Origin of the sequence: Pseudogracilibacillus amylolyticus (SeqCode) (assembly GCF_051918545.1) — a bacterium.
GTDB lineage: Bacteria > Bacillota > Bacilli > Bacillales > Amphibacillaceae > Pseudogracilibacillus.
The window spans coordinates 1-3,568 of record NZ_JBPPZG010000298.1 but is presented as its reverse complement, the minus strand read 5'-3'; the positions used below and the strand labels follow the sequence as shown (position 1 = coordinate 3,568).

3 protein-coding genes are annotated in these 3,568 nt (G+C 36.0%); all 3 read left to right on the top strand.

Translation table 11 applies throughout. The annotated features are described in order from the left end of the window. The first annotated feature begins 104 nt into the window (after positions 1-104). The 3 genes from ACPYKA_RS19835 (at position 105) to aspA (ending at position 2,860) form a co-directional block, all read left to right on the top strand. Complete coding sequence (locus ACPYKA_RS19835; protein ID WP_479543921.1) at positions 105-872, top strand: TerC family protein; 768 nt, start codon at positions 105-107, stop codon at positions 870-872. Between the two features lie 26 nt (positions 873-898). Beyond that, a complete protein-coding gene (locus tag ACPYKA_RS19830; RefSeq protein WP_479543920.1) occupies positions 899-1,261 on the top strand; it encodes a DUF488 domain-containing protein in 363 nt (120 codons plus the stop codon). A 168-nt stretch (positions 1,262-1,429) separates the two neighbouring features. Next, complete coding sequence (gene aspA, locus ACPYKA_RS19825; protein ID WP_479543919.1) at positions 1,430-2,860, top strand: aspartate ammonia-lyase; 1,431 nt, start codon at positions 1,430-1,432, stop codon at positions 2,858-2,860. The last annotated feature ends 708 nt before the right edge of the window (positions 2,861-3,568 follow it).

Genomic DNA, 3,568 nt, shown 5'->3' with positions numbered 1-3,568 from the left:
GTATCTAAATGCATACATTCCGCTGCTCGAAACTGCGCCGCCTCGAACTTCTTGGTCCTTTTTATCCTCCTTTTTGAACACGCACTATAAGGAGAGAAAAGCCGGTGGATGTTAATTTAATAATGGAATATTTATGGATATTAATTGTTTTAATTGGTCTGGAAGGATTGCTAGCAGCGGATAATGCACTTGTCCTAGCAATAATGGTAAAACATTTACCGGAAAAACAGAGAAAAAGAGCGTTATTTTATGGTCTGGCAGGAGCATTCGTTCTTCGTTTCGGTTCTTTGTTCATCATTTCATTCCTTGTCGATGTTTGGCAGGTACAAGCAATAGGTGCAGCGTACTTATTATTTATTTCGATTAAACATTTATTCGATAAAGCAATGAATAAAGATAATATTAAAATACCTAAGCAAAAGACCGGGAGCGGTTTTTGGATGACTGTTTTAAAGGTCGAAATTGCTGATTTAGCGTTTGCTGTTGATTCTATTCTGGCTGCTGTGGCACTGGCAGTTGCATTACCTCCATCTGGGCTGTTTACAATTGGTAGCTTAGATGGAGCGCAATTTTTAGTTATTTTTGCTGGTGGAATGATTGGTGTTATAATTATGCGATTTGCAGCAAACATGTTCGTGCAGTTATTAAATAAAAGACCTGGGCTTGAAGTTGCTGCATTTATTATAGTTGGCTGGGTAGGAATAAAACTAGCTGTACTCGTGCTAGGCCACGAAGAAGTAGGTATCCTTTCTGAGCAATTTGTTCACTCTACTGGTTGGAAAATGACGTTTTATATAGGATTAATTGTTATTGCAGTTGCAGGTTGGTTTTTATCTGACTTGGGGAAAAAGAAAAAAGAAGTTAACAATTAAAATAGATGAAAAACGGAGCGATTCCTATGCAAGTAGAGATTAAACTGAAACGGATTTACGATAAACCTGAGCATGATGACGGGATTCGAATTTTGATTGACAGATTATGGTCACGTGGTATTTCCAAAGAGGAGGCTAAATTGGATTATTGGTTAAAAGACATAGCACCCTCAAATAATTTACGAAAATGGTTTAATCATGATCCTAGTAAATTTGCGGGGTTTACAAAAAAGTATGAAGAAGAATTGCAAACAGGAGAGCAATTAAAAGCTTTTCAGGAGTTAAAAGAAATTATAAGTAAAAACAACGACCAACGAATTACTCTGTTATTTGCAGCAAAAGATATAGATAATAATAATGCACAAGTTATTATGCAACTGATACAATAATAGTAAAGGAAGATATTATCGAAATTGTATTGACAATTTGATTTGAAAGACTATATAATCTAAATGGATTAGAGAAGAATTAATTATCACATGATATTAGAAAATAGAATCTCCTTTTAAAAAAGGGTAAATTATAAAAGTAGAGGTAATCAGGAGGAATTGGTTAAGATGGTGGCAAATCAGTATCGTGTCGAAGAAGATTTATTAGGGAAAAAAGAGGTTCCGGCATCGGCTTATTATGGTATTCAAACAATGCGAGCGCGTGAGAATTTCAATATAACAGGGTATACAATATACCCTGAGTTAATTGTAGCTATCGCACAAGTAAAAAAAGCCGCAGCACTTGCTAATATGGAAGTAGAACGGTTAGATCGCACGATTGGAAATGCTATCGTTCTTGCAGCAGATGAAGTCATTGAAGGGAAACTCCATGATCAGTTTATCGTTGACCCAATCCAAGGTGGAGCAGGTACTTCTGTTAATATGAATGCAAATGAAGTAATTGCTAACCGCGCGCTTGAACATTTAGGGAGAGAAAAAGGCGATTATGAAGTAATCCATCCGAATATTCATGTGAATATGGCACAATCAACGAACGATGCTTTCCCGACAGCTATTCATATTGCCACAATTCGTCTGATTGACCAGCTAGTTCAGACATTAGAAACCTTGAAAAAAACATTTTTTAATAAAGGTGAAGAATTTGATCATATAATTAAAATGGGAAGAACTCATTTGCAAGATGCCGTACCTATTCGACTAGGTCAAGAGTTTCAAGCTTACGGTCGTGTTTTATCAAGGGATATAAAAAGAATTAGTAATTCACTTGAATCACTACTTGAAGTTAATCTCGGGGCAACAGCTGTAGGAACAGGATTAAACGCTGATTTAAGTTACATGGAAAAAGCAGTTGAATTACTAAGAGAATTAACAGAATATCCTTTTCGAAATGCTGAAAACTTAGTTGACGGAACACAGAATACCGATGCTTATACAGAAGTATCCTCAGCACTAAAAATCTGTATGGTTAATATGTCAAAAGTAGCAAACGACTTACGGTTAATGGCTTCGGGCCCTCGCACCGGTTTTGCAGAAATTAAATTACCGGCGAGACAGCCAGGTTCATCAATTATGCCTGGAAAAGTAAATCCTGTTATTTGCGAAGTAGTTAACCAAGTTGCTTTCCAAGTAATAGGTAATGATCAGACTATTTCTATGGCTTCAGAAGCCGGACAATTTGAACTGAATGTAATGGAGCCAGTGCTTGTATTTAATTTACATCAGTCTCTTCACATGATGAACCAAGTTTTTGATACATTCCGTAAGTATTGTATTGAAGGAATTGAGGCAAATATTGATATATGTAAAGCTTATGTTGACAGAAGTGTAGGAATTATTACGGCACTTAACCCTCATGTTGGTTATAAAGTAGCAACTAAAGTAGCCAAAGAGGCGATAGAAACAGGTAAATCTGTACGTGAAATAATCTTACGAGATAATATTTTATCTGAAGTTGCCATGGATCAAATTTTAGATCCATTTGAAATGACAAAACCGGGAATTGCTGGCGAGGCGATCCAAGTAAATAGTGGAAAGTAATCTATTTTCACTTACAAACTCGGCAATAATGTCTTAATCATATAGAGATCCGAACTTTGATGCAAATAAGTTCGGATTTTTATTTTTGTAAACGTGACGGTCAATTTCCATAAACTGTGACATAAGTTATGATCAACTTAGATAGCTAGAGGGCAACTTATATATGATTGCGAAATGACTCAACATGTTCGGAATCGACTCGATGTCTTGAGGAACGACTCAACATGTTCGGAATCGACTCGATGTCTTGAAGAACGACTCGACATGTTTGGAGTTGACTCGACGTCTTGAAGAATGACTCGACATGTTTGGAATTGACTCGACATCTTGAAGAACGACTCGACATGTTTGGAGTTGACTCGACATCTTGAAGAACGACTCAGCATGTTTCAAATCGATAACGGTTTTATAGGCTTCTACTATTTATTTTTTAAAATACTCTGAGTAAGCATACCTACAACTCAACTGTTTCTAGTTTTCTTCTCCAATTAATGGAACATATATTTTCTAACTAGTCTTAGCGCTCTAAAGCATGGTATTATAGTTTATAATTAGATAAAAAGCATTACAATAATGCGAGCGCATGCAAAATATTGCTGTATACATATTTATGAACTAGGGGAGTGAAGAAAATGGCTATTACTGTTCAGGAAATAGTAAATCTTCCAATTTTCAATACAGCTCGAGTGAGAACTGGAATAGATATCT

Excerpts from the sequence above, each read along its gene's own strand:
- ACPYKA_RS19830 (WP_479543920.1), top strand. The coding sequence starts at position 899 with ATGCAAGTAGAGATTAAACTGAAACGGATTTACGATAAACCTGAGCAT.
- aspA (WP_479543919.1), top strand. The coding sequence starts at position 1,430 with ATGGTGGCAAATCAGTATCGTGTCGAAGAAGATTTATTAGGGAAAAAA.